The organism is Flagellimonas alvinocaridis, from assembly GCF_965248585.1.
GTDB lineage: Bacteria > Bacteroidota > Bacteroidia > Flavobacteriales > Flavobacteriaceae > Flagellimonas > Flagellimonas alvinocaridis.
In genome coordinates, this window is sequence record NZ_OZ252111.1 from 2,840,574 (window position 1) to 2,867,029 (window position 26,456).

Annotated in this window: 28 protein-coding genes; 11 read left to right on the forward strand and 17 right to left on the reverse strand. The window is 42.2% G+C overall.

Annotated features, from left to right (window positions below; all coding sequences use genetic code 11):
- Window positions 1–2: 2 nt before the first annotated feature.
- The 11 genes from ACP14V_RS12760 to mraZ form a co-directional block, all read right to left on the reverse strand.
- A complete protein-coding gene (locus ACP14V_RS12760) occupies window positions 3–722 on the reverse strand; it encodes a cell division protein FtsQ/DivIB (protein ID WP_136566472.1) in 720 nt (239 codons plus the stop codon).
- Entirely contained in the window at window positions 712–2,061 is a 1,350-nt protein-coding gene (gene murC / locus ACP14V_RS12765; protein WP_272608303.1) for a UDP-N-acetylmuramate--L-alanine ligase, read from the reverse strand. The genes ACP14V_RS12760 and murC overlap by 11 nt, the downstream gene beginning before the upstream one ends.
- A gap of 100 nt (window positions 2,062–2,161) precedes the next feature.
- Window positions 2,162–3,253 (reverse strand): undecaprenyldiphospho-muramoylpentapeptide beta-N-acetylglucosaminyltransferase, encoded by a 1,092-nt coding sequence (gene murG, locus ACP14V_RS12770; RefSeq protein ID WP_272608305.1) that lies wholly within the window; start codon window positions 3,251–3,253, stop codon window positions 2,162–2,164.
- Window positions 3,240–4,445, reverse strand: a complete 1,206-nt coding sequence (locus ACP14V_RS12775) for an FtsW/RodA/SpoVE family cell cycle protein (protein ID WP_272608306.1) — start codon at window positions 4,443–4,445, stop codon at window positions 3,240–3,242. The genes murG and ACP14V_RS12775 overlap by 14 nt, the downstream gene beginning before the upstream one ends.
- A gap of 3 nt (window positions 4,446–4,448) precedes the next feature.
- Window positions 4,449–5,783 carry a UDP-N-acetylmuramoyl-L-alanine--D-glutamate ligase gene (murD, locus tag ACP14V_RS12780; RefSeq protein ID WP_272608308.1) on the reverse strand — a complete coding sequence of 445 codons (1,335 nt, stop codon included), beginning with the start codon at window positions 5,781–5,783 and terminating at the stop codon, window positions 4,449–4,451.
- Complete coding sequence (mraY, locus tag ACP14V_RS12785) at window positions 5,784–7,004, reverse strand: phospho-N-acetylmuramoyl-pentapeptide-transferase (protein WP_272608309.1); 1,221 nt, start codon at window positions 7,002–7,004, stop codon at window positions 5,784–5,786.
- Between the two features lie 10 nt (window positions 7,005–7,014).
- Window positions 7,015–8,475, reverse strand: coding sequence for a UDP-N-acetylmuramoyl-L-alanyl-D-glutamate--2,6-diaminopimelate ligase (locus ACP14V_RS12790; protein WP_272608310.1), 1,461 nt, complete (start codon window positions 8,473–8,475; stop codon window positions 7,015–7,017).
- Window positions 8,472–10,481, reverse strand: a complete 2,010-nt coding sequence (locus ACP14V_RS12795) for a penicillin-binding protein (protein WP_272608311.1) — start codon at window positions 10,479–10,481, stop codon at window positions 8,472–8,474. Before ACP14V_RS12795 ends, ACP14V_RS12790 begins: the two co-directional genes overlap by 4 nt.
- Before the next feature lie 5 nt (window positions 10,482–10,486).
- Window positions 10,487–10,804, reverse strand: coding sequence for an FtsL-like putative cell division protein (locus ACP14V_RS12800; RefSeq protein WP_136566480.1), 318 nt, complete (start codon window positions 10,802–10,804; stop codon window positions 10,487–10,489).
- A gap of 8 nt (window positions 10,805–10,812) precedes the next feature.
- Window positions 10,813–11,715, reverse strand: coding sequence for a 16S rRNA (cytosine(1402)-N(4))-methyltransferase RsmH (gene rsmH, locus ACP14V_RS12805; RefSeq protein ID WP_272608313.1), 903 nt, complete (start codon window positions 11,713–11,715; stop codon window positions 10,813–10,815).
- Complete coding sequence (mraZ, locus tag ACP14V_RS12810; RefSeq protein ID WP_136566482.1) at window positions 11,708–12,163, reverse strand: division/cell wall cluster transcriptional repressor MraZ; 456 nt, start codon at window positions 12,161–12,163, stop codon at window positions 11,708–11,710. Before mraZ ends, rsmH begins: the two co-directional genes overlap by 8 nt.
- A 261-nt stretch (window positions 12,164–12,424) precedes the next feature.
- Here mraZ and ACP14V_RS12815 point away from each other — a divergent pair, with 261 nt between their 5' ends.
- From ACP14V_RS12815 to ACP14V_RS12830, 4 genes are all read left to right on the forward strand, one after another.
- The gene (locus ACP14V_RS12815; protein ID WP_136566483.1) at window positions 12,425–13,189 is read left to right on the forward strand and encodes an alpha/beta fold hydrolase; all 765 of its coding nucleotides are present in this window, start codon (window positions 12,425–12,427) and stop codon (window positions 13,187–13,189) included.
- 2 nt (window positions 13,190–13,191) lie between these two features.
- Entirely contained in the window at window positions 13,192–13,803 is a 612-nt protein-coding gene (gene yihA / locus ACP14V_RS12820) for a ribosome biogenesis GTP-binding protein YihA/YsxC (RefSeq protein WP_272608315.1), read from the forward strand.
- A gap of 65 nt (window positions 13,804–13,868) precedes the next feature.
- Window positions 13,869–14,735 (forward strand): AraC family transcriptional regulator, encoded by an 867-nt coding sequence (locus tag ACP14V_RS12825; protein ID WP_272608317.1) that lies wholly within the window; start codon window positions 13,869–13,871, stop codon window positions 14,733–14,735.
- Between the two features lie 89 nt (window positions 14,736–14,824).
- Complete coding sequence (locus tag ACP14V_RS12830) at window positions 14,825–15,550, forward strand: pirin family protein (protein ID WP_272608319.1); 726 nt, start codon at window positions 14,825–14,827, stop codon at window positions 15,548–15,550.
- A 13-nt stretch (window positions 15,551–15,563) separates the two neighbouring features.
- Here the strand turns inward: ACP14V_RS12830 and ACP14V_RS12835 are convergent, their stop codons facing one another.
- The gene (locus ACP14V_RS12835) at window positions 15,564–15,950 is read right to left on the reverse strand and encodes a GTPase (RefSeq protein ID WP_272608321.1); all 387 of its coding nucleotides are present in this window, start codon (window positions 15,948–15,950) and stop codon (window positions 15,564–15,566) included.
- A 95-nt stretch (window positions 15,951–16,045) separates the two neighbouring features.
- On the opposite strand from ACP14V_RS12835, the gene ACP14V_RS12840 reads away from it, so the two are divergent.
- Entirely contained in the window at window positions 16,046–16,546 is a 501-nt protein-coding gene (locus tag ACP14V_RS12840; protein ID WP_272608323.1) for a hypothetical protein, read from the forward strand.
- 3 nt (window positions 16,547–16,549) lie between these two features.
- Here the strand turns inward: ACP14V_RS12840 and gldC are convergent, their stop codons facing one another.
- Both gldC and gldB read right to left on the reverse strand, forming a co-directional pair.
- Entirely contained in the window at window positions 16,550–16,882 is a 333-nt protein-coding gene (gene gldC, locus ACP14V_RS12845; RefSeq protein ID WP_136566487.1) for a gliding motility protein GldC, read from the reverse strand.
- The gene (gene gldB / locus ACP14V_RS12850; protein ID WP_272608326.1) at window positions 16,883–17,860 is read right to left on the reverse strand and encodes a gliding motility lipoprotein GldB; all 978 of its coding nucleotides are present in this window, start codon (window positions 17,858–17,860) and stop codon (window positions 16,883–16,885) included.
- 66 nt (window positions 17,861–17,926) lie between these two features.
- Between gldB and nadE the strand changes: the two genes are divergently transcribed.
- Together nadE and ACP14V_RS12860 are read left to right on the forward strand one after the other, a co-directional pair.
- On the forward strand, window positions 17,927–18,715 hold the full coding sequence (nadE, locus tag ACP14V_RS12855; protein ID WP_272608328.1) for an NAD(+) synthase: 789 nt from the start codon (window positions 17,927–17,929) through the stop codon (window positions 18,713–18,715).
- A gap of 166 nt (window positions 18,716–18,881) precedes the next feature.
- On the forward strand, window positions 18,882–19,511 hold the full coding sequence (locus ACP14V_RS12860; protein ID WP_136566490.1) for a response regulator: 630 nt from the start codon (window positions 18,882–18,884) through the stop codon (window positions 19,509–19,511).
- Window positions 19,512–19,571: 60 nt separating this feature from the next.
- Here the strand turns inward: ACP14V_RS12860 and dnaG are convergent, their stop codons facing one another.
- Window positions 19,572–21,545: a DNA primase gene (gene dnaG / locus ACP14V_RS12865; RefSeq protein ID WP_136566491.1), complete on the reverse strand. Its 1,974-nt coding sequence runs from the start codon at window positions 21,543–21,545 to the stop codon at window positions 19,572–19,574.
- Window positions 21,546–21,670: 125 nt separating this feature from the next.
- Between dnaG and ACP14V_RS12870 the strand changes: the two genes are divergently transcribed.
- Both ACP14V_RS12870 and ACP14V_RS12875 read left to right on the forward strand, forming a co-directional pair.
- The gene (locus tag ACP14V_RS12870; protein ID WP_424987460.1) at window positions 21,671–23,590 is read left to right on the forward strand and encodes a S9 family peptidase; all 1,920 of its coding nucleotides are present in this window, start codon (window positions 21,671–21,673) and stop codon (window positions 23,588–23,590) included.
- Between the two features lie 35 nt (window positions 23,591–23,625).
- The gene (locus tag ACP14V_RS12875; RefSeq protein WP_136566492.1) at window positions 23,626–23,934 is read left to right on the forward strand and encodes a phosphoribosylpyrophosphate synthetase; all 309 of its coding nucleotides are present in this window, start codon (window positions 23,626–23,628) and stop codon (window positions 23,932–23,934) included.
- 3 nt (window positions 23,935–23,937) lie between these two features.
- Here the strand turns inward: ACP14V_RS12875 and ACP14V_RS12880 are convergent, their stop codons facing one another.
- Window positions 23,938–24,528 carry a 2OG-Fe(II) oxygenase gene (locus tag ACP14V_RS12880; RefSeq protein ID WP_424987462.1) on the reverse strand — a complete coding sequence of 197 codons (591 nt, stop codon included), beginning with the start codon at window positions 24,526–24,528 and terminating at the stop codon, window positions 23,938–23,940.
- A 148-nt stretch (window positions 24,529–24,676) separates the two neighbouring features.
- Here ACP14V_RS12880 and ACP14V_RS12885 point away from each other — a divergent pair, with 148 nt between their 5' ends.
- Window positions 24,677–25,027: a DUF6150 family protein gene (locus ACP14V_RS12885; RefSeq protein ID WP_272608333.1), complete on the forward strand. Its 351-nt coding sequence runs from the start codon at window positions 24,677–24,679 to the stop codon at window positions 25,025–25,027.
- Window positions 25,028–25,064: 37 nt separating this feature from the next.
- Window positions 25,065–25,313, forward strand: coding sequence for a zinc-ribbon domain-containing protein (locus ACP14V_RS12890; RefSeq protein WP_136566494.1), 249 nt, complete (start codon window positions 25,065–25,067; stop codon window positions 25,311–25,313).
- A 108-nt stretch (window positions 25,314–25,421) separates the two neighbouring features.
- Here ACP14V_RS12890 and ACP14V_RS12895 read toward each other — a convergent pair whose 3' ends face one another.
- Window positions 25,422–26,396 (reverse strand): polyprenyl synthetase family protein, encoded by a 975-nt coding sequence (locus ACP14V_RS12895; RefSeq protein WP_272608336.1) that lies wholly within the window; start codon window positions 26,394–26,396, stop codon window positions 25,422–25,424.
- Window positions 26,397–26,456: the final 60 nt, after the last annotated feature.

A 26,456-nucleotide genomic window follows, 5' to 3' on the forward strand; every position in this document is an offset into this window, starting at 1 on the left:
TCTTAAATTTTGGTACAAACCACTTGATTGCTGAATTCTAAACTCACTATTGCATAATTTTCCAAGGAATTGTCCTTGGTCGCCTTGGCATAAAAAGCCATGAAATTTTTAAACTTCTCGTTCAGATTGTCCACTCCCCCAAGGTTCACCACAAAGTTTTCCATACGAAACCTTAATTGGTATTTTCCTTCGGACTCAATATGTATTCCGATGACATTTTTCCGGAGAAAATCGTCTTCGTTGATATAGTTCAATATCACATAGGCATCCTCTAGGGTCTTTCCCGTAATCTCACCAGTGATTATGGGCACCCTTGCTGAATGATGCTTTGAGAGCGGCATGCGTTTCCCCAAATCATCCAAATAAAATTTGGAGATTCCCTCCACTCTACCAATCGGTTTACGCTGAACAATCTTAGAGATAAGCTCTCCGTTCACAGTAAGATAGACTTGGGCGTTTTTCACCATATCGTCAGATAGAATTACCTCCTCTATGGTATTCAAAACTAATTGTTCTTTAGGCCTATTTTTTACAGGACCGTAATTTTGTATTAACAATTTATTAACTGCGTCTTCCGTAAGGTATAAGTTATTGTCGCCCAAAAACTTAATAGAAATATCGCTGACCGTTCTTTTTTTGCTGCGCGCATCGGCAAAACCATAAAGGGCCACTACCGATACAGACAGGAATGCCAATTTTATGTAATTCCAATTAACTCGCATAGGCCAATTCTTTTTTGATCTTGGGCACTTCCAATCCTATATCTCCTGCTCCAATGGTAACCAAAATCCTTGTTTTACTTTTTTTTATTTCATGAATCAAATTTGATTTTGAAATCAATTTTTTATTCGGATTCGCAATCTTTTCCAACAGCCAAGCAGAAGTTACCCCAGGAAGAGGTTCTTCACGAGCAGGGTAGATATCCAACAACAAAATCTCATCAAATTGGGAAAGACTCGCCGCAAAATCATCCACAAAGTCCTTGGTCCTTGAGAAAAGATGTGGCTGAAATATCGCCGTTACCTTTTCTTCTGGGTGCATTTCCCGTATCGCTTGGTGAACAGCATCGATTTCTGTGGGATGGTGCGCATAATCATCTATAAAAACAAAGTCTTTTTCTTTTATCTGATAGGAAAATCTTCGTTGCACTCCCTTAAAACTTTCCAATGCCTTGGCCAACTGTTGTGGCAAACAACCTGTCTGTGCCGCCATGGCAAAAGCAGCCAAAGCATTGAGCAGATTGTGCCTTCCCGGTTTATTGAATGTTACGTTCTCAATAACTTCAGAAGGCGTCAACAAGTTGAATAAATAACTACCTTGTTCTGTCCTGATATTCTCTATACAATAATCCGACCCATCTTCAATTCCGTAGGTAATTCCTTCCATAGGAAGTCCTTGACGGACAAAGAGCCTTCCACCCGTTTTAATTTGACCTGCGAATGTCCTAAAAGAATCTTCCAGCTGTTCCTTGGTCCCATAAATATCCAAATGATCGGCATCCATGGAAGTTATACAGGCCACATTGGGGAACAATTGCAAAAAGGAACGGTCAAATTCATCGGCTTCCACCACAGAATATTCGGTTCCGTCCAACACAAAATTGCTGCCAAAGTCTTCAGAAACACCTCCCAAAAATGCCGTAAAGGGCAAGCCACATTCCCTTAGTAAATGAGCTAAAATGCAGGATGTGGTGGTCTTTCCGTGTGTACCTGCAACCGCTAGGCAAAAAGTATCCTTGGTAATGATTCCCAATACTTCGGAGCGCTTTTTAATCTCAAAGCCATTGTTTTTGTAAAACTGCAGCTCCGAATGACTTTTGGGCACCGCAGGGGTATACACCACAAGAGTCCCTTTTTGCTTGAAGTTTTCAGGGATAACCTCTACGTTGTCCTCAAAATGCACAGGAATACCTTTTTCCACCAATCCGTCGGTAATAGGGGTGGATGTACGATCGTATCCGGCCACATCCTTTCCAATAAAGTGGAAATATCGGGCCAAGGCGGACATACCTATACCTCCGATTCCGATAAAATAGACGCTATGGATATCCTTTACATTCATTTTTCAAATTTGTCAGTTCGAGCGCAGTAGAGAACAGCAATTACCTCTCGACTCCGCTCGAGGTGACATACTTTATTTATTTGTTCTTTCAATTGCAATCTCACTTCTTCAACAACTTTTCAATTTCATCAACAATATTTTCCGTAGCCTTTGGCATGGCCAATTTTTTAATATTGATCCCCAGTTTTAGCTGCATTTCTTCTGAATCCAACAGACCCGAGAATGCGTTTTCAAATGTGCTATCCAGTTCATCCTCTTTGAGCATGATGGCCGCATCTTTTGCCGCCAACGCCTTTGCATTTTGGGTCTGATGGTCCTCAGCCACATTGGGCGATGGAATAAAGACCACCGGTTTTCCTACCAAGCACAGCTCTGATACTGAACCGGCACCCGCCCGGGAAATGATAACATCTCCCATGGTGTAGGCCAAATCCATCCGATTGACAAAAGCCAACACCTTCACCGTATCCGAATCGTATTTTTTATACTCCTCATAGTACAGTTTCCCACATTGCCACAGCACTTGCAACCCTCTTTTTTCAAAGAAACCGAGTTCTTTTTCAATCAATTGATTGATGCGACGCGCACCTAAACTGCCCCCCAGCACCAAAACCGTTTTTTTCGGGGCGTCCAATCCAAAGAAAGTACCAGCTTCATCTTTGGTTGATTTTAAATCCACCAAATCCATTCGGATGGGGTTCCCGGTCTTCACAATCTTTTCCTTTGGAAAAAACCGCTCCATACCGTCATAGGCCACGCATATTTTTTTGGCCTTCCCAGCCAATAGTTTGTTGGTGATCCCCGCGAAGGAATTCTGTTCTTGCAACACACAGGGAACACCTGAGCTTTCAGCCATTCTTAACAATGGTCCGCTCGCAAACCCCCCAGTACCTATGGCCACATGGGGTTTAAATTGCTTCACTATTTTGCGTGCTGTCAACAAACTACTTATCAGTTTAAAGGGAAACATGAGATTCTTCAATGTCAGTTTCCTCTGTATTCCACTAATCCACAAGCCTTTAATTTCGTATCCGGCCTGCGGCACTTTTTCCATTTCCATTTTATCCTTGGCACCCACGAACAAAAATTCCGCATTGGGATGCCTTTTTTTTAGCTCATTGGCTATGGCTATGGCCGGATAAATGTGGCCGCCCGTTCCTCCTCCAGAAAGTATAAACCTATATCTGTCCACTCAATACTTCTAAAGGATTGGTCTCATCTATATCATAGGATTGCTCCTCTAAATTCTCTTTCTTGTTGCTTGCGCTCAACACTATACCGATCGCCATACAGGTCATCCAAATGGAAGTACCCCCCATGCTGATCAGTGGTAACGGCTGACCTGTTACTGGAAACAACTGTACCACAACGGCCATATTGATAAAGGCCTGAAAAACAATGGGCAATCCAACGCCAATCACCAATAATTTTGAAAACACCGTCTTGGCCGAATGGGCCACCACCACTATCCTGAACAATAGCAGCAAATAGAAAAACAACAAAGCTCCACCTCCCAACAGTCCATATTCTTCAATAATGATGGCAAAAATGAAATCCGAAGTACTTTGAGACAACATGTTCTTCATGACGCTTTTCCCTGCGCCTTTGCCCACTACACCGCCTTCTGCAATGGCAATCTGGGCCAAGGTCAACTGATGCAAATCATCTTTATCTGCCTTTTCAGGATGGATGAAAGTCTCAATCCGGGATTTCCATGTGCCTGCCCGTTGAGGCAACGCTTCTGGGGCTTTGAACAGTACAAAAAGGAACATTCCTGCCAGTACAATCCCTGCCCCTACCATGGCAAACAAATATTTTAGGGGATATCCGCCCAAAAAACACAGCACCAGCACCAAAAAACAGATGATGGCCGCGGTTGAAAAGTTTTCGGGCAGTATCAACAATACCACCAAGGCTGTGGGCAACCACAAGGGTAGAATACTTTCCTTAAAAGTTATTTTGGTGTCCTTAATCTTAGTTAAGTATCTCGCAATCCAAATCATAAGCACCACCGACGCCAAGGTCGATGTCTGGAAATTGACCCCAACGAACGGTATCTTAATCCAGCGATTTGCAGTTACCCCTCCAATTTCAGTCTCCACTGTAAGCGTGTAGCCCAACAGAATCAATACAATAGGCATGGCGATAATGGAAAGTCCTTTGAAATAGTGTGTTGGCACGCGATGCACTCCATAAATAATACCAAATCCCAAAAACAACAACACGGCATGCTTTACCAAGTGACCAAAGGTGGTTCCATCGCCATTTACATATACCAAATTGGTACTGGCACTATAAACCGGCAAAAATGAGAAAAGGGCCAACAGGGCCACTACACCCCAAATGGCTTTATCTCCTTTCAAATTTTTGAACACGGTTTTCACGGTTTACAGGTTTTTTACAGTTTCCTTGAATTGATTTCCTCGATCTTCATAGTTTTCAAACAGATCAAAACTGGCACAGGCCGGAGACAGTAACACGGCATCTCCGCGCTCGGCAATCTTATAGGCCACCTTTACGGCCTCTTCCATGGAATAGGTCTCTACCATAAGATCGATAACATTGCCAAAAGCTGACTTCAACTTGGAGTTATCCATTCCCAAACAGACAATGGCCTTCACTTTTTCCCGGACCAACGGCATCAGTTCAGAATAGTCGTTGCCCTTGTCCACTCCACCTACGATCCAAACAATGGGCCGCTTTATGCCGTCAAGGGCATAGTAGGTGGCGTTTACATTGGTGGCCTTGGAGTCGTTGATATACTCCACGTGGTTGATTTTCAGCACCTTCTCCAATCGGTGGGGCACCCCTTGGAACGACTGGATACTCTGACGTATAGTCTCCTTCCTCACTTTCACCAATAGGGCGGCCATACTGGCGGCCATGGTGTTCTTTACATTGTGTTGCCCTTCCAAGGCCAAAATATCTGTACTCATCTCCAAGGTTTTATGTTCTAATTTTATATGTATCGTATTCTCTTCCAACCAAGCTCCTTCCTCTACTTTCCTTTTTAAGGAAAATGGAACCAATTTGGATCGAACGGGGTTCTTTTTGAGCCAATCCCCAATCACTTCATCATCTGCATCATAAATCAGGTAATCTTTTTCATCCTGATTCATGGCGATGCGGAACTTGGAGGCGATATAATTTTCAAATTGATAGTCATATCGGTCCAAGTGGTCGGGGGTAATATTGGTGATCACGGCAATGTGGGGTTTAAAGTCCACGATTCCATCCAGTTGAAAACTGCTGATTTCCAACACATACTGGCCATAATTCTTTTCCGCCACCATTTTGGTATAGCTATCGCCAATATTTCCGGCCATACCCACGTTCAATCCTCCTTCTTTCAACAGATGGTAGGTCATCATGGTGGTAGTGGTCTTTCCATTGCTTCCCGTAATGCCAATCAATGTCGCATCCGTATATTTCGAAGCGAATTCAATCTCCGAAATCACCGGAATCCCTTTTGCCACCAATTGTTTCACCAAGGGCACCTTGTCCGGAATCCCAGGGCTTTTCATGACCATATCGGCATTCAGGATTTTGGCTTCGGTATGCTGGCCCGACTCCCATTCAATCTCAAAATGTTCAAGAACTTTTTTATAGTTTTCCTTTATTTCGCCTTTATCCGAAACAAAGACTTCAAATCCTTTTTGTTTTCCCAAAATGGCGGTTCCCACACCACTTTCTCCTCCTCCCAATATCACCAAGCGAGCCATTTATCGAATCTTTAAGGTGACAATGGTCACTATAGCGAGCAAAATTCCAATGATCCAAAACCGGGTCACTATTTTGCTCTCGTGATACATTTTTTTCTGATAGTGATGGTGCAAGGGCGCCATCAGAAATATGCGTTTTCCCTCACCGTATTTTCGCTTCGTATGTTTGAAATACCCCACCTGCAACATGACCGACAGGGATTCGGCAAAGAAGATTCCACACAAAATGGGAATCAATAGTTCCTTTCTAACGATGATAGCAATCACGGCAATGACCCCACCAATCGTGAGACTTCCCGTATCTCCCATAAATACTTGTGCCGGATAGGCATTGTACCATAGAAATCCTACCAAGGCCCCTACGAATGCCGCGATGAACACGACCAACTCCCCTGCCCTTGGTAAATAGAAAATATCCAAGTAATTGGAGAATTGCACATTGCCCGAAACCCAGGCAAAAATCCCTAGGGTCAACACAATAATGGCCGAAGACCCTGCCGCCAACCCGTCTATTCCATCAGTTAGGTTGGCTCCATTGGACACTGCCGTAACGATAAGAATCACAACTGGAATAAATATGATCCAGGCATATTGTTCCATACCTTCACCCGCCCATGTAATCAAATCCGCATAATCCAATTCGTTATCCTTGAAAAAGGGGACATTGGTACGGACCGCCTTGGTTTCTTCACCAAACACCTTTTCTACTCTAAAATTCTCATTGATTCGGGTAGTATCCTTTTCTTTAATGGTCACTCCGGGATGAAAATAAAGGACCGTACCTACAATCAATCCCAACACCACTTGGCCTATGACCTTGAATCTTCCCTTAAGTCCCTTCTTGTCTTTTTTGAATATTTTGATGTAATCATCCACAAAGCCAATAATGCCCATCCAAACGGTGGTAACAATCAATAGGATGATATAGATGTTCTTGATATCGGCAAACAGCAACACAGGAAGCAGGGTTGAAATTATGATGATAACCCCTCCCATGGTTGGTGTTCCGGCCTTTTGCTTCTGGCCTTCCAATCCTAAATCACGGACGGTCTCCCCAATTTGTTGTTTTTGAAGAAACAGAATAATGCGTTTTCCATAGACCATTGCTATCAAAAGAGAGAGCAAGACCGACATGGCCGCACGAAAAGTGTAGAACTGAAAAAGTCCTGCTCCTGGCAGTTGGTATTGTTTCTCTAAGTATTCGAACAAATAATATAGCATGGACTACAAATTAATTTTGGCTATCCAAAGCCTCTTTAACTTCTTTAAAATCATCAAAATCTACCCGGACACCATTGGTCTCCTGATAGGTTTCGTGTCCTTTTCCGGCCACAAGGATTATATCGTTGGCCACCGCAAGCTTGCAAGCCGTTCTTATGGCCTGTCTCCGGTTTTCGATGGACAATATTTTTTTGGTGTTCTGGGCCTCAACCCCAGCTTCCATATCAGCAATGATGGCCTCTGGGGATTCCGTTCTCGGATTGTCCGAGGTAAAAATGGCCTGATTGCTCATTTCGGATGCGATATGACCCATAACCGGACGCTTAGACTTATCACGGTCACCACCACACCCCACTACGGTGATGACGTTTTCATTTCCAGTCCTCAATGCATTGATCGTAACCAACACATTTTTTAGTGCGTCCGGAGTATGGGCATAATCAACAATTGCCGTTATTTTATTTTTTGATATGTAGTATTGAAACCTTCCATCCACATTTTCCAACTCGCTCATCAAGCGCAAGGTTTCTATTCTTTCCAAGCCCAAAATATCCGCAGTGGCATAAATGGCCAACAGGTTATAGGCATTGAAATCCCCTATTAATTTGGACCACAGTTCATTGTCTTCCAGTTTTAACAACTGCCCATTGAATTGTTTTTCCAAAATCTGGGCCCTATAATCTGCATAGGATTTTAAGGCGTAGGTATATTTTTTGGCCTTGGTATTCTGCAACATGACCAATCCATTCTTATCATCAATATTCACCAATGCGAAGGCACTCTTTGGAAGGCCATCGAACAATTTTTTCTTGGTATCCCGATATTCCGCAAAGGTTTTATGGTAATCCAAATGATCATGTGAAAGATTGGTGAAAATGGCCCCTGCAAAATGGAGTCCTTCAGCTCTTTTTTGATGGATACCATGAGAGCTGACTTCCATAAAACAAAACTCCACACCAATACTATTCATTTGGGATAGATACTTATTAATGGTAATCACATCTGGTGTAGTGTGGCTTGTAGCATGCTCGGTATCATCCACCATAACCTTGATCGTGGAAATAAGTCCGACCTTATATCCTGCCTTCTTGAACAGATTGTACAATAATGTACTCACCGTGGTCTTTCCATTGGTTCCCGTTACCCCGACCAGCTTAAGGTTCTTGGAAGGGTTATCAAAAAAATTGGCAGCCATGATAGCCAATGCGCTGTTGCAATCAGACACCTTACTATAAGTGACCCCATTGATCAATAACTCTGGAAGCTCCTCGCACACGATGGCTTTTGCTCCTGAATCAACTGCTTTCTGGATATACTCATGGCCATCTGTAATGGTTCCCCTAACCGCCACAAAGACATCATCCATTTCTACCTTCCTAGAGTCAAAATGGATTTGGTTCACCAATACGTTGGTGTCGCCACTTACCGCTGAAAGGCTTACCCCGTACAATATGTCCTTCAACAACTTCATGAGAGTTCGAGTACTATTTTTTTAACTTGCTTGATATCTGTTCCTTGCTCAATGGATTGCCCTTTTACCTTTCCATTGCCATGCACCTCCACTTCCAGTCCCAAATTTTCCAATAAGGAAACTGCGTCCATCCCACTCATTCCCTTCACATTGGGTATGGTGCTGTATTTTTTTTGTGCTTGGGCGTAATACTGTTGGTATTTTTCATCCAGTATTTTATGATCTGGGATATTCTCATCCACCTCATCTACCAATGGAGAAATTGCATGTATTTTTTGTGCCATCGACTTAAACACTGGTCCTGACACATCTGCACCATAATACCCAACACTCTTATCGGGCTCGTGAATGATCACAATACAGGAATATTTTGGATTTTCTGCCGGAAAATACCCTGCAAACGTTGAGATATAGGCCAGTTTATCTGGATCTTTGGCTTCATAGTTTTTCTGACAGGTTCCCGTCTTTCCTGCCATGGAAAAGTTTTTGGAGTACAGTTTATGCCCTGTCCCATAATCTTTCTCGACTACATCCTTCATGAGTTGTTGCATTTTCACCACGGTCTCTTCGGAACAGATGGATGGATTCAACACTTGTCTATCAAACTTCTTGATCACCTTGCTCCCTTCCCTTACTTCCTTGATCAGTCTTGGTTTTACCATTTCGCCGTCATTTGCAATGGCATTATAAAAGGCCAAGGTCTGTAAAGGAGTTAAGGATACTTCATATCCGTAGGACATCCATCCCAAAGAAATTCCAGACCACCCTTTATCCCCAGGGTATCTAATTACTGGCGCACCTTCCCCTTTGATGGGAACTCCCAATTTTTTATGAAGTCCCATATTCATTAGGCGGTTCACGAACTTTTCGGGCTGCTCTTTGTAATTTTCATTGATGATTTTGGCAAATGCGGTGTTTGATGAAACAGCAAAGGCTTTGGCGGTAGATATCTTACCATAACCTCCCCATTTGGAATCCCTTACCACCCCATCATAAATACGATACCTTCCTTTTTCCGTATCGATTACCGTACTGGTATCTATGACCTTGTCCTCCAAAGCTGCCACCAAGGACATCAATTTAAAAGTAGAGCCCGGTTCATGGGACTCTCCAATGGCATAATTTAGTTTTTCGTAATATTTCCCTTCGGAAGTGCGACCAAGGTTTGAAATGGCCTTAACTTCTCCCGTTTTGGTTTCCATAACCACCACACAACCGTGATCTGCTTTATATTTTTCCAACTGGGCCAAAAGTTCATGGTGGGCAATATCCTGAATGTTGATATCAATCGTAGAAACTACATCCAATCCATCTTGAGGCTCCACTATATTGTCCAAACCAACGGGTTTCCATTGACCCTTGGCAATTTTTTGTTTCAAACGCTTGCCTTCTTTTCCTCTCAAATACGGCTCTCCAAAAGCACCATCCAGTCCCACACGGGTATAGTATCCATTTTCATCCACCCTTTCATAGCCAATACTTCTGGCCGCCATTTTACCCAAAGGATACTCCCGAACAACTCGATGCGTCTCCACAAATCCACCTTTGTATGGCCCCAATTTGAACAAAGGGAATTGTTTTATGCGTACATAATCCAGATAATCTACATTGCGGGCCACCAATTTATAACGGTTGCCGTTGGCCCTTGCCTTCCTGAACAATTGCCTATAGTAGGAAGATGGCCTATCGAACAATTTTCCCAATGAGTCGGAGAGTGCAGCCACATTGTTCTGAAAATTCTCTTCAGAAACTGTTTTGGCATCAAACCGAATCTCATATTTAGGCACAGATGCCGCCAACAGACTCCCATCTTCTGAATATAGATTTCCTCGGTTGGGTTCTATGGTGAACATTTTTTCAGTCTTGCTCAAAGCAAGTTCTTTATACTCCTCCCCTTTCACCATTTGGATATCTACCAACTTCACCACCACGGCAATGGCCAATACACAAAGTCCCCCGGCAACGAGGTACAATCTGTTCATGATATTTTTTTCAGTAATGGCCACTGGTCTTATTCTGTTGATTTAACTTTAATCTTTCTCGGTGGGTTCTCGGAGGGCACAAGCCCTTTTTCCGCCACGGTTTTTCTTAAAGTGGACTCCAATTTTAATTGTTGTACGTGGGAGCGGCCTTCCACAAATTCACTCCGAAGCTTTCGCACTTCTTCGTTCAAAGCAGCTATTTCCAGTACCTTTTTATCAGCATTATGGCTACTTGAAATCATCAAGGCAGCCAGAAAAGATGCAAACAGTAAAAACAACCAGTTCTTGGGAGCATCACCGCTTACCAAGAACTTTCCTTTTAATATGTCCAACAAACCTTTTCTCATCGTGTCCCCTATATTCTTTCCGCTATGCGGAGTTTTGCACTTCTCGCCCTATTGTTCCTTGCTATTTCTTCTGCTGATGGCACAATGAGTCCTCCCACTTTTTTTAAGGGAACCTCTATATTCCCATAAAAATCCTTTTCAGGTTCTCCTTCAAACTTTCCCGCTCTGATGAAGCGTTTCACCAATCTATCTTCCAAGGAGTGATAACTGATCATACTCAACCTTCCTCCTTTATCCAACACATCGGGCACTTGCAACAAAAACTCCTTGAGCACCTCTATTTCTTGGTTGACCTCAATCCGGATGGCCTGATAAATTTGGGCCAGGATTTTATTTTCTTTCATCTTGGGCAGAAACCGACTCAAGACACCTTTTAATTCATCCGTGGTCTTTATCGGCGCAACAGACCGGGATGCCTCAATAGTTTTTGCAATGGCCTTTGCATTTCGCAATTCGCCATATTGAAACAGTACCGATGCTAAATCTTCAGGGGAATAGGTATTGACCACCTCGTATGCCGACAACTCGCTGTTCCGGTTCATCCGCATATCCAAATCTGCATTGAAACGAATGGAGAAACCACGTTCAGCCTCATCAAACTGATGGGAGGAAACCCCGAAGTCTGCCAAGATTCCATCAACTTTCCGAATGCCATAGAACTTTAAAAACTGCTTGAGGTACCGAAAGTTCTGATTGATCAATTGAAACCTTTCATCATCAATGGCATTCTGCAGGGCATCCTCATCTTGATCAAATGCAAACAACTTCCCTTCCTCTCCCAGTCTTTTCAATATTTCCTTGGAGTGTCCTCCGCCACCAAAGGTGACATCCACATACACTCCATCATGCTTTATGTTCAATCCGTCCACCGACTCGTGCAACAGCACCGGATTATGGTACGGACTACTCATCGTCTGCAAAGATCTCTTCCGCTAGATCGGCATAATCCTTCTCACCTTCGGCCAAGACTTTTTCATACTTGTCCTTATCCCAAATCTCTATCTTATCGAAAACCGCATTGAGCACAACTTCTTTTTCAATTCCGGCGTAGTCCACCAAATTTTTGGGTATCTGCAACCTTCCCGAATCCCCATCAATTGCCACTTCTTTCATACCCGCCACGAAGTTCCTCACGAAGGCATCATACTTACGGTTGATCTTGCTCTTCTTCATGACTTTCTGCATCAAAACATCAAATTCCTGCTTGGGATATAATTCCAAACATTGCTGAAAAACAGATCGCTTAATGACAAACCCATCCTTCAAAACAGGCAATAGCTGATTCTTCAAGGAAATAGGCAGTAAAACCCTTCCTTTTGAATCTGCTTTACAATCATGTTGTCCGATGATATGGGTCACTAGAAATCAATTGGTTACTTAATACAACTCAAATATATTGATTTTATTTCCACATTTCTCCACTTAAAGACACTTTTGTTAATAAATTCCCCACTTTTCGATTAAAAGCCCACAATTTGCACCCAAATGCACTCCCAATAAAAATGCACCTTAGGTCTTCAGCTAGTGCTTGAATTAAAAAAACATGATTTAGAGATAACATAACCTGGATTTTGTGTTATATGAAATGCCTATATTTGCCCCTCGACCAACTGACTATTGATGGAAGAGCATATAATCAAGGATGGCAAATACCGATACATAGAAATGGGTGAAGGCACCCCTATGATCATCCTACATGGTCTCATGGGGGGGTTGAGCAACTTCCAAGGTGTATCTGACTATTTTCCGTCAAAGGGCTATCAGGTATTGATTCCCGAACTTCCCATTTATGAAATGCCCCTGCTTAAAACCACGGTAAAGAACTTTGCCAAGTTTTTGGAGGAGTTTATCGAGTTCAAAAAGCTTAAGGATGTAATTTTATTGGGAAATTCCCTTGGGGGACATATTGGATTATTGCACACCAAAATGTACCCTGAAATGGTCAAGGCGTTGGTTATCACTGGTAGTTCCGGTCTCTATGAGAGTGCCATGGGCGATGGTTACCCAAAACGTGGCGATTACGAGTTCATAAAAAAGAAGGCCCAGGATGTCTTTTATGACCCTGAAGTAGCCACCAAGGAAATTGTGGACGAAGTGTTTGCCACGGTGAACGACCGCATGAAATTGGTAAAGACCCTTGCCATTGCCAAAAGCGCCATTCGGCACAACATGTCCAAGGACCTTCCCCATATGGACACACCCACCTGTATTATCTGGGGTGAAAACGATACGGTAACCCCTCCCAACGTAGCCAAGGAATTCCATGAGCTACTACCCGACTCCGACCTGTTTTGGATTGAAAAATGTGGGCATGCCCCCATGATGGAACATCCCGAGGACTTTAACCGCATTCTTGAGGCTTGGTTGAAAAAGCGTAACTTCTAAGCATGAAAATTACTTCTGCGGAATTTATCATGAGCAACTCCAGTGTGGCCAAGTGCCCCAATGAACCGTTGCCCGAATATGCCTTTATTGGACGCTCCAATGTTGGAAAATCATCCTTGATCAACATGTTGGTAGACCGCAAAGGTTTGGCCAAAACTTCCGGAAAACCTGGAAAAACCCAACTTATCAACCACTTTAAAATCAATAGTAATTGGTTTTTGGTGGATTTGCCCGGATATGGCTATGCACGGGTCTCCAAAAAGGACAAAAAGACCTTTCAAAAATACATCACCGAATATTTTCAGAAAAGAAAGCAACTGGTATGCGGTTTTGTTTTAGTAGACATTCGGCATGACCCCCAACCCATTGACCTTGAGTTTATGGAATGGCTTGGAACCAACCAGGTTCCCTTTGCCATAATTTTCACCAAAGCGGACAAGCTCAAACCCAATGTGATAGAGAAACAGGCCAATGCCTATCTTCAAAAGCTACTGGATAGCGCATGGGAAGAAGTCCCTCCACATTTTACCACATCATCTTCCAGTCGAATGGGACGTGAAGAACTGTTGGTGTTTATTGATGAAATCAATCAGGATTTTTTCAAAAACCAATAAGTTGGCTCCAAGGAATTGACCTCAATTTTCCCAAAAGCAGTATTTTCACTCCATATCAGGGTTTCATGGATACTGTAAAAACGTACCGTCAAGTAAATCAATCCGATAGCACTTTGAGCTTTGGCATCTCCAAAATGGAGGATATTTATTCCAAACGAAAGGGTAAATCCGATGCGCCACACCGGCATGATTTCTATACCATTCTGGTGGTAAAGCAGGCCACGGGCAATCACATTGTCGACTTTAAGACCCATACACTATCCAAAAATCAGGTTTACTTTATTAGCCCTGGGCAAGTGCACCAATTGTCCGAAGAGAGTCCATCCATAGGCTTTTCCATTGTTTTTTCTGAAGACTTCCTGGCATTGAACCACATTCTAGTAGATTTTATTGAGGATATCAACCTGTTTCATGAGTTTGGAAACGCCCCTCCACTGCAGATTGATGATCAGGCCATGGAAAAATTGGACAGCTTTGCCATGGAAATGCTCTCCTATTTTGAAAGCAACCGATCCTACCGGTTTGAAGCCATTGGCGCCCTGCTCAAATTACTATTGATTTCATGCCATAACTTATGCTCCCTAAACCAGTTGGACACCCAGACCCTTGAATCTGGTGGGACCTTGTTGCGAAGTTTTAAGCAGTTGGTCAATCAAAAATTCAAGGAATGGCACCATACCTCCATGTATGCCGATGCTTTGAACATTACCCCAGACCACCTCAACCGGGTGGTTAAATCCCTCACGGGCAAAACGGCTAAAGAGCATCTTCAAAGCAGGTTGACGACCGAAGCCAAACGAATGCTGTATTTCTCCTCCCTTTCCAACAAGGAAATTGCCTATGAACTGGGATTTTCCGAACCGGGCAATTTCAGTTCGTTCTTTAAAACCTGCACGGGAGTTTCGCCCAGTAAATTCAAACCGACCGCCTAATGTCGGATTTTAATACGCCTTCCCCGTATTCCCATATTCCCCAAACCTTAATTTCTTGGGACCTTTGTCAGGAACAAAAACAAGATGATATGAAAACCGTATTACACAAAGCAGGCACAAGAGGCCACGCCGACCACGGCTGGCTAAACAGTCACCATACATTCAGTTTTGCAAGTTACCAAAATCCAGAGCGGATGCATTTTGGGGTACTCCGCGTTTTGAACGATGATCAGGTTGCGCCTGGAAAGGGTTTCGGCACCCACCCCCATGACAATATGGAAATCATTTCCATTCCCTTGGAAGGCGACTTGGAACACAAGGACAGTATGGGGAACACCACTACCATAAAAGAGGGTGATGTCCAGATAATGAGTGCCGGGACCGGTATCTTCCATAGCGAATACAATAAGAATGAGGACAGGGACGTGAAGTTTCTTCAAATTTGGGTGTTTCCCAACCAGCGGAATGTAGAGCCCCGATATGACCAAATTTCCATTCGGGATATTGCCAAGGAAAATGCTTTCTATCAAGTGCTTTCACCCAACCCAGAAGATGATGGCGTTTGGGCACACCAAGACGCTTGGTTCCATTTGGGCAAATTTGAAACCAATACCTCGGACACCTATACCTTAAAAAAGAAAGGCAACGGTGTGTATGTCTTTGTTTTGGAAGGTGAAGTAGAAATCAATGGACAGCAGTTGGAAAAACGGGATGGCTATGGTCTATGGGAAACCGATTCCTTTGACCTTACCGCCCTAACGGACAGTAGAGTGCTATTAATGGAAGTTCCCATGGTGCTTGAAACCATAGGATAATTCAAAAGACCACTTAACCACGCCCCTTTAAAGGGGCGTTTTTTATGCGTTGCTCCACCAAGGCGACCAACTCACTGGCCGTTTGAAGCTGGTACAGTTCATCCGTGGCAATAAACACTTCCAAATCCGTATGGCTTTCCAATAAGACAATGGGAAATGTGAATTTGGCCCCAAACTTACTGGCATATAGCTTTTTGAACTCATCCCTGTGCAAAAACTCCAGTTGCCCACCCCTCTCCTTTCGGAATTTTTTCCAGACCCTATTCTCTGAAACCAAGCCATAGGTGATGTCGCAGAGGTTGCACTCATAGGTAGACGGACTGAACACCTTGTGTATGCTGTCCAAAATGGCATTTCGGGTGCCTGAATCGGCATTGTAGACTAACAAAAGTCTTGGCATTTCGCTTTTCATAGTTTAGATTCCAATGCACCTGAAAAATTGCAGGTCTTCACATTTGTCGGTATTTTGTGTTTCTTTATACAACAAACCAAGTTATGAAAAACACCGCCGCCTATATCACCCCCAATAGCTTTATCAAAACCTTATCCTTTTTGCACATGGGTATCATGGCCGGCCCAGTAGTTTTGGGCATCTTCTTTTACACCCAGGTGCAAAATCCCCATTTGGATTTTTCAGATTCGGGAGATGTGTTTTTGGCTATCATTCCCCTCATAGCCATCACCGGTATTTTTCTGGGAGGTTTTATTTTCAAGAAAATGATCGGCAGCATTCCAAAAGACCTTGGTCTACGCCAAAAACTGGCTCGGTTTCAAACTGCCAGTATCATCAAATATGCTTTTCTGGAAGGTCCTGCCTTGTTCAGCATCGTGATTTTCCAAAATACCCAAAACCTTGCCCACTTGATTATTGCCGCCTTTTTGATTTTCTATCTTTTTCTACAAAAACCTACAAAAGATAAGGTGGAACGTCATCTTGACCTTTTGGGAGAAGAAAAAGCAAAATTTAACCGATATGATCAACCTTTGGATGAATAGTGCTTATTTCAGCTCCATTTTCTCGGCGAAATAATCACAAAAGTCCTTCATAGTCGCCGTCATTTTTTCATCTTGGGTAGCTTTCATGAAGGTATCCGCCATGGTCATCAAGGTTTGATGGAAAAACAGCTTCATTTCATCCACTGGCATATCCTTGGTCCAAAGATCAATCTTTAAGGACTCTTTGTTCTTACTGTCCCAAACGGACAACATCATGGCTTTGGCCTCCTCATTTTCTATACCGCCATCCTGTGCCGACCATCTGAGCTCTTCGGGAACCCTGTTCTCATCCAATCCTACCGTTAATTTTATTTCCGAAGTATGTTCTACTGCCATTTATTTTCTGGGTTTGTAATTTGATTTTTTCAATAGTTCGTCGGCCGGCATATCCAAAAGTTGTTGGAGACCAACAGAATTGTTTTCCATAAAGGCCCTCACAATCTGCCATCCCATGTAGCGACCCAATCGCCCTGGAGATTCATTGTCCAGCTCTAGACCAAATTTGGAAAAGGGTGCCGGGTCCAAAAACTTTCTATCCAATTGGGAGTCGGTACTATAGAGCAGTTCGCGCTCTACAAAATACCGCCACATCTGTTCTTCATTGGCCGTGGCCCAATCCATTTGGTCTTGGGTATATCCAATTTTTTGTGCATCCGTATTGGTCGGAAGCAATCTATCCTTTAGATATAGTTCCTTGCCATAATACACCATTCTCGAAAGAAAGCTTCTATTTCTGGGATAGTTGAGCACTTTCTTGGCAAAGGCACTGGCTACATCCGAGGCCAAGTACTGTTTATCCAATCCTGCCGAAATGTAGCGTTGGATGCCTTCATAAAAATGATGGTCCTGTCCCAAATAATTGTCCAATCCTACCAACAAAAGTGTATCGGTAAGAATAATGCGATCATTGTAGCGTACATCTGAAGTAAGGGTCACTACTTTAGGCACCCTAACATTGGGGAAATAATACGTAATATGTTTGAAAAGCGATTGCAATGCTTCAGATTCTTGCTCAAAATCTCCAAATACCTTATTCACTTCTTCAGACAATTCAACCTGAAGGGTATCGGTCAACTTGGCAATCCACAAACTATCCGAGAATTGACCTGGGAACAGGTAAGGGTACTTGGATTTTAACCTTGAAATATCTTCGGGGCTTGCTTCGGCAAACTCACGATCAAACCGAAAAACCTCAAGATCAACCTGAACTTTGGCAATTTCCGCTTCCTCTTTATCGGTTTCCTTGCATCCAACTGTAAAAAAAAGGGAGCAACACAAAAGGCAAAAAAGAAAGTATTTTGGCAAGCACTTCATTTTTAAGGTAGCAGGGTTTAAATTTACAGGGCACAAAGGTAATTTATTGAATCTAATTAGTACGATATGCAAACAGAAAAGGTAATAGACCATATAGTAAATTGGCTCAGGGAATATGCCACTAATGCCAAATGCAAGGGTTTTGTAATTGGTGTTTCTGGTGGAATAGACTCAGCTGTGACCTCTACCCTATGCGCCAAAACCGGGCTTGACCTTTTGTGTTTGGAGATGCCTATTCACCAAGGTGAAAATCAGGTGACCCGTGCAGATCGGCATATTGACTGGCTCATGGAAAATTTTTCCAATGTATCCCGTCAACCTGTAAACCTGACCCCTGTCTTTGACAGTCTGGTAGCTGCCTTCCCAAAGGTGGAAAACGAAGAGGAAAGGTTTATGTCCCTTGCCAACACGCGTGCACGCTTACGCATGACGACCTTATACTACTTTGCTGCTTTAGAAGGATACCTTGTGGCCGGAACAGGTAACAAAGTTGAGGATTTTGGTGTTGGCTTCTATACCAAATACGGTGATGGTGGGGTTGACCTGAGCCCAATTGCCGACCTCTTAAAAACAGAGGTCTATGAGTTGGGGCGGGTACTTGGAGTAAACCAAGATATTATGGATGCCGCTCCCACGGATGGCCTATGGGGAGATAGCCGTACCGACGAAGATCAAATTGGGGCCTCTTATCCAGAATTGGAGTGGGCCATGAAAATGGATGACCAAGGAAAAATTGCAGCAGATTTCTCTGGTAGGGAAAATGAAGTTTTCTCCATTTATAAAAGATTCAATACGGCTAACAAGCACAAGATGATTCCCATACCTATTTGTGAGATTCCAGAACAATTAAAGTGACCTTTTGACCAAGAAAACCCAATTTAAGACGAAAAAAACCATAGAAATTCTATGGTTTTAAGAAAAAAATTACAGTTTTACGTCATCAAATTGTTATCTTGCCTGCCATACCGTGTAGGTAAATAAGTCACTAACTAACCAAATAATTGGACTAAACTCAAACCGAATGATAAAAGTATTGATTGCCGACAATCACCCGATTGTTAGGCTTGGCATCAAACAAGTGCTTGAATCCAGCCAAGATATTGAAATCATTGCCGATGTTTCTACAACATCTGAATTATTTGAGGCCCTCGCCAAGGTTACCCCAGATGTGGTGATGTTGGAAATGGACATTCCTGAAATTAACGGAATTGCCACCTTGAGGAAAATGAAGTTGGAGTTCCCTGACATTAAGACACTGATGTACAGTGGACAATCAGAAGATGTATATGCTCTTAGCACCATACGTGCCGGAGCATTTGGCTACCTGTCAAAAACAGCCGATTTGGATTACATCATCTCTGCAGTGAAAAAAGTAAGCGAAGGCAACATGTTCATCACCAATGAATTGGCCCAACGCCTTGCTTTTGATGAAGGCACACAAAAACCACGTAGGTTCTTTAGAAAGCTATCCTCCAGAGAGGTGGAAGTATTAAAACTTTTGGCCAGTGGAAAACGTAACAAAGAGGTAGCCGAAGGGCTCAATCTAAATGAAAAAACAGTAAGCACCTACAAGGCCCGTTTAATGAAAAAGTTAAATGTGGACAACTTGGTGGATCTACTGCAACAAGCTAAAGCTTTAGAACTTTATTAAATAACCAACCCAAACAAACTAAAGCTGGTAAATCCTGGGCATTTGTCCAGGATTTTCTGTTTAGGACAACACCCTATTCAATTTGGCGTTCAACAACTTGTTCAATTGCAGGTAGTTCATGATTTCCTCTAAAACCTCACTATTGTCCCCATTGTTGCCCTCAGTATGCTCCTGCAGTTTTTGAATCCGGTTTTTGATTAGGTTGCATCGCAAGGTCAAAATGGTTTCACCTACGAGCTGTGCCACTCCGGTTTGTTTTTCTTTCGGATAGATGTCCTTTCGTTCCCAATCGTGCAAGGTGTACTGTTCCTCTTCCATTAAAATGGAGGATACTTCGGAAATGATATCTTGGTCCAATTCAGACAAAAAGGTATTCACTGCAAAATCCTCATTCTCATTCAAACTTTCAATGAGTTTGTAGTAAATGGCTCTAAACTGTTCGTTGGTAAGTTCAATTTCATCTTCCTGAAGGTCCAAATAGACTTTTTCATACACTTTGGCCTCTATAATTTCAGGCTCTAGAACCAGCTCTCCTTCTTCGTTCTCTTTCAACACCAAGTCCTCAAACTCTTGCTTCTGGTTTCCGTAGAGCAGTAGCATCTCAATAATCTTGCGCTCCAGTTCATATTGAACATCGACCTTTTCGACCACAGGGTCATTTTTGACCACTTCAAAAGCTTTCTGTTCCTGTTTGTATGCTTTATTTACCTCCGTCGCCAATTTCTTATCAATCTGGGCCAAGGTATTGTAGAGCACCGCTTCGGAAATCGCCATTATCTTGGCACACTCCTGAATATAGATTTCTTTTTTGATACGGTCCGGTATCTTACTGATACTGTTTACAATATCCCGAACTGTATCGGCCCGTTTTATAGGATCGTTGGCCGCTTCTTTTGTTAAAATGGAAGCCTTAAACTGGATAAAATCCTTGCCATTCTCCTCCAAATAGAGCACCAAATCCTCATAGGTATTGTTCTTTGCAAAACTATCAGGGTCTTCACCATCAGGAAAGGTGCAGACCTTAACATTCATGCCCTGTTCCAAAATAAGGTCTATGCCTCGCAGAGATGCGCGCAAACCTGCCGCATCACCATCAAAAAGTACGGTAATGTTCTTGGTAAGCCTATTGATCAATCGAATCTGTTCCGGCGTAAGGGCAGTTCCACTGGAGGACACCACATTTTCAACACCCCGCTGGTACATCTGGATGACATCGGTATAGCCTTCCACCAAAAAACAATTGTCTTCCTTGGCTATGGCCTGCTTGGCAAAGTATATCCCGTAAAGTACCTTGCTCTTGTGATAAATCTCGCTTTCTGGCGAATTGAGGTACTTGGCCGCCTTTTTATCGCTGGTAAGAATACGACCACCAAATCCCAATACCCGGCCACTCATGGAGTGTATGGGAAACATCACCCTTCCCTTGAATCTATCAAACTTCTTGGTTTCTCCGCCAGTCTGCTCCTTTACAATGGTGAGTCCAGTTTTTTCCAGAAATTCCAATTGATACCCTTCTTCCATGGCCGACTTTGTAAAAGCCTCCCACTCATCCAAACTATATCCCAGTCCAAACTTCCTTATGGTCTCATCGGTAAAACCGCGCTCCTTAAAATAGCTGAGCCCTATGGCTTTTCCTGGTTCACTTTCCCAAAGGGTTTTGGTAAAATATTTTTGTGCGTATTCCGAGACCAGATACATGCTCTCCCGTTCATTGGCCTGTTCTTTTTGTTCATCGGTCTGCTCGGTCTCCTCTATTTCAATATTATATTTTTTGGCCAAGTACTTAATGGCTTCAGGGTAGGTAAAATGTTCGTGCTCCATGAGAAAGGCTACCACATTGCCCCCTTTGCCACTACTGAAATCTTTCCAAATTTGCTTTACGGGACTGACCATAAAACTCGGGGTGCGTTCATCCGTAAAGGGGCTCAATCCCTTAAAATTGGACCCTGATTTCTTCAACTGTACAAAATCCCCAATCACTTCCTCTACCCGGGAAGTTTCATATACCTGATCTATGGTGGTTTTTGAAATCAATAGAATTACTATTTGCAGCCTTTAAAGGTAGCTAAAAAACGAAATTTGGAGTAATTGGAGTTTAAGATTTAGTATCTTAAAGAAATGTTTGGATTTTACTGATTAACCATGAGTTCCGCAAAGCCATGAAATTCTTTTTTTTAGTCACATCATTTTTTTTACTACTTCACGACTCTACTTTTTCCCAACTTTCCATTGAAGATCACTTGGCCATGGAGAATCTGAATAGCCCATTGGTTTATGGAGACAATATTCTATTCGCCAGTACAACAAAAGAAAAATGGGATGGAAAATCATTCTCTTCCTTGGCTATTTCCGATTTAGATGGAAGAAACAAAACCAACTTAACCGAAGGTGAGTATGATTATGACCCCAAATGGTCCAAAGATGGCAAATGGATTTCTTTCATATCATATAGAAATCATCTGCAACAAATTTATGTTATCCCCAAAAAAGGAGGAGAGCCCAAAATAGCTTCGGATGCTCAAAACTATCTATCAAATTATCAATGGCTCGATGAAGAAACCATAGCCTATGTTGATGATGAACCACGGGACAGCACTTTACTGGCAATGGAAAAAATGAACGGCGGCGGATATAAAGTCGGAACCGAGTTCTTTAAAAATGCACTTTGGTCTTACAATATCAACTCTTGTAAAAAGAAAAAGATAACGGATGGAAGTTATAGAATCATCAATTTTGATATTAGTACAGATGGAAAAAAAATAGCTGTTCTGGCCGCTATAAACTATGATGCCTATGAATCTATAACAAACAGTTGGGTGGAAGTAATCGATATTGCAACCAAGAGCTCAACTTTCAGATATAATGAGGCCAATTCACTTAACCATGTTGTTTTTTCACCATCTGGCAAGCAACTTGCATTTGCTGGAAGTACTGAAGGGTTTGCCTCCAATGATGGGCTTTTCATAGCGAATTTAGAAACGGGGCATGTTGAAAACATGACCTATGAATTTGACCCAACCATTGAAAAAATACAATGGATCGATGAAAAAAGCATATGCTTTTCAACTCCAGGGGACGGGTATACTGGGATTTATAGCTTAGATACAAATGGCAACATAACTTCTATACTAAATCCATATTGGGTTATCTATGATTTTCAGATCAATGACAATGAGATTTTTTTTACCGCCTCCCGAAATCCAAGAACCAAGCAACTCTACAAAGTAAAAATTGGCCAAAACCCTGGAAAAGCCATCCAATTGACCAACATAAATTCCGAATTAGTTCCTAAAATCAAAACAACGAGTCGTCTTTTAAATTATGAAAGTATCGATGGTGTTGAGATACAGGGGATAGTAACATACCCTCCCAATTATGAAAGTTCCGTAAAATATCCCCTTATGGTGATACCCCATGGTGGTCCAGATGCAGTTGTTCTGGACGACTTCAATTGGATGGGACAATATTTCGCCGATAACGGGTATATTGTTTTTCAACCCAATTATAGGGGAAGTATTGGGTATGGCAGGGATTTTTATGCCGGAAACAGGAATTCTTTCGGAAAAAATGATTTTGAAGATATCATGGCCGGTGTGGATGAATTGATCAAACTCAACATCGCTGATGAAAACAAACTTATTATTGGAGGATGGAGTTATGGTGGTTATATGGCCAATTGGGCCATCACACAAACCAATAGGTTTAAGGCCGCAATAAGTGTTGCAGGAGTATCCAACTTGGTCAGTCTATATGGTCAACATGAGTTTAGCAACAGAAAAATTGGAATGTGGGAATACAAAGCATTACCTATTGATAGTATTGAGAACTACAGGAGATCATCTCCCATTTTCTTTGTAAAAAATGCCACTACCCCTCTATTGATATTACATGGCTCAAATGATACCAGAAGTCCAACTTTACAAGCTTGGGAAATGTATCGTGCCATGAAGGATGCCAAAAAAGAAGTAGAAATGATTCTTTATCCAAATGCAGGGCATAGTATTGGGAATCCTGTTCAATTTAAAAGTGTCCTAACGAATTGGTTGGATTGGGCCAATCAATCATTAAACAGAAAATAATTTTGTACGCATCATTATAAATTAATCATTAAATCATGAAACATTACCATTTTGACACTCTCTCCGAAGCTGTGAATACCTTGAGTCAAGAAGGGTACAAAGAAGATTTTGAGGCTGAAGACGATTGTATCAGGGCACTATATTCCAAAAAAGAATACCAGCCCAACGAGCTTATCATCTTGGCTTCGTATCGTTTTGAAGGCATGACCAACCCTAGTGACCAAGCCACGGTTTTTGCCATTAAGGCCAACGATGGCGTGTTGGGCACCATGGTTATGTCCAACAGTGCAGAACACAATCAAAATGTGGATTTGATCCAAAAAATTCCTTCCAATAGACAATAAGCCCTATCCGAAGAACTGACCAAGAGCAGAGGGCTGGTACAATAACCATCCAGTTAAACTAAACCTACTTTTATGAGCTTCCAGTACGGCGTGGGGCACCTTGGCACTTTTAAACATGACACATCTGCCCGCAATGGGCTCCACTAAAAACGATTCATTGTCGTTTTCAAAAATTTCCAATTCACCCCCATCTCCTTTTTGCCAACCTTCATTGAGATAGATCACCACGGAGATCATTCGGTTATTCCGATTTTCAAATTGATCTAAATGCTTATCGTAATGCCCTCCGGATGGATAGTGGGCCAAATGGAATTCGTATCCGGAAAGACTTAAAAAACAATAGCGGTTGAACATGTGAATCACCTCATCGACCAGGTTCCAAAGTTCCTGGATATTGGCATCTCTTTTTCTATCCAACCAATAGGTAAAATCGCCCCTGACATTATTGTCAATATGCTTGTCCATATCCGTACCAATGCTGGCTTCCTTAAAAACAGGAAGCTTATCAAGAAAAAAAGACCGGATTTCGGCATAGAGATCATCCCGAAGAAAATGATCAATAATCACATAATCCTTATCAGAGATATCATCCATCCAGGACAACCAATTCTCTATACTATGATAGGCTTTCAACTTTTTTCAAAATGTGTGCGAATGTAGAAAATATTTAAAAGCGTAGTTTTATTTTATTTGGTAAGGTATTTGATTTTCTTTTTAGGTCATCCCCAGAAAACAGTTTATCATGAAAAATACGATTCCAATTCTCATATTCATACTAACCAACCAAAATCTACCGGCCCAAAAGGTGTTCCAAACCAACGCTGAATACAAGGCAGACATAACAGTGGTCGAAGTTGACCAAGAATATAAAGCCGATCTTTTGGTTTATAAAGTAGATCGGGACTACAAAGCAAGTGGTAATGAAGGGCGTTGGTTTTTTACGGATAGGGAGTACCTGGCCGACTTTGCCATTTTCTTTGTGGAAAGGGAATATCAGGCAGATATAAAGGTGTTTATTGTTGATTCGGGTTATAAGGCCGGTTGGCGTGAAGAATCGTTAAAAAATGAAATTGAACGACTGATTAACGAGTAATGCAAACGTGGTATCTTTGCGGTGTAAAATGTATTGTATGATTCTTTTCTTCGGAACAAAACCTGGAAAAAAAGAGACCAAAATATTAAGGAATGTTACCTGTACACATTGTCAGCAAACAGGAACTCTTACAGCTGTTCAGCAATCCAATAAAGCCCATATATTTTGGATTTCCGTTTTTACCATAAACAATACCAGTTATGTAGAGTGCTCGCACTGCAAACGGATCTATTACAAAGAAGAGTTTACCCCTGAGATGGAACAGGCATTGATTTCTTCAAGGTAGAGGCTCTTGGAAAATCGTGTAAAGCTTATTTTATTGTTCTAGACTACGCTCGAACTGACAACTGAATGAACTTGAATTTGAGCTTGAACTTGTCCTCTGATACGAACACTACTTTTTGCGGTCCACTACGTAGTTCACCATCAGAGTAAGGGATGCTTTGTAATCTGAATCAGGGTAATTGTCCAACAAAGCAAGTGCTTGGTCCTTAAACTCCAACATTTTCTCCACGGCATATTCCAAACCGCCCATTTCTTTTACATAGGCGATGACTTCTTTTACCCTTCTCTTGTCCTTGTTGTGTTTTTTGATGGAGTTGATGAGCCAACTTTTTTTCTCCTTATCACTTTGATTAAGGGCATATATCAACGGAAGGGTCATTTTTTGCTCCTTGATGTCGATTCCCGTAGGTTTTCCAATCTTTTCGGCACCATAATCAAAGAGATCATCTTTTATCTGGAACGCCATACCACAAAGCTCCCCAAACTTTCGGAAAGTTTCCACCTCTTCGGAATCGGGGCGGACCGAACACGCTCCCATACTGCAGCAGGCTGCGATTAAAGTCGCTGTTTTTTGCCGGATGATATCGTAATACACCTCCTCGGTGATATCCAGAAGTCGAGCTTTTTCAATTTGCAAGAGCTCTCCTTCACTCATATCCCGAACCGCATTGGAAATAATATGCAACAAATCGTAATCCTTGTTTTCCAAGGCTACCAAAAGTCCTTTAGAAAACAGGAAATCGCCTACCAAAACGGCAATTTTGTTCTTCCATAAGGCATTGATGGAGAAAAACCCACGCCTTTTATTGCTATCGTCCACCACATCATCATGGACCAAACTGGCCGTGTGGATCAACTCGATTATGGATGCACCACAATAGGTCCTTTCATTGACTTCGCCATTGAGCAATTTAGCGGTAAGAAACACGAACATGGGCCGCATCTGCTTGCCCTTTCGGTTAACAATGTAATAGGTAATCCTATTGAACAAAGCTACTTTGGACGACATGGATTTCAGAAACTTCTCCTCAAAAAGTTCCATTTCGTCTTCAATAGGCTCCCTAATCTGAGAAACGATTTTCAACGCGTTGGGTTTGGCTAATTTGTTTTAAAACCCTAAAAGTAGCGAAAATGCGAGAGTTGG